The organism is Oceanobacter antarcticus, assembly GCF_044962685.1.
Lineage (GTDB): Bacteria > Pseudomonadota > Gammaproteobacteria > Pseudomonadales > Oceanobacteraceae > Oceanobacter > Oceanobacter antarcticus.
Map to the genome: position 1 here is coordinate 1 of NZ_JBBKTX010000093.1, position 300 is coordinate 300.

The following is a 300-nucleotide window of genomic DNA, read 5'->3' on the forward strand; positions in this document are numbered from 1 at the left end:
GTGGACAAGCCAAAGGCTTTGATTCCAATCACCGTGACCTCACCCTCTCCGGCGCGGTTAAGGTTGGGTGCACAAGCCATCATTGAGCTGCCAACTGAAGCCTTGCCGGATCTGTTGCTGGTATTAAAAGATCGAGGGCTTTTATATGCTTAGGCCCAGTGCAGCGGTTCAGGTATATGTATACGCAGGCACCGTTGACATGCGCAAGTCGATTAATGGCTTGTCGGCACTGGTCGAGCAAGAGCTGGAGCTTAGTCCTATGGCCAATGCTCTGTTTGTCTTTTGTAATCGCGACCGGGA

Annotated in this window: 1 protein-coding gene; it reads left to right on the forward strand. The window is 52.0% G+C overall.

The genetic code is table 11. The features are described from left to right. Positions 1 to 145 precede the first annotated feature (145 nt). A partial coding sequence (tnpB, locus tag WG929_RS21065) for an IS66 family insertion sequence element accessory protein TnpB (protein ID WP_416207631.1) occupies positions 146 to 300 on the forward strand: 155 nt, incomplete at its 3' end.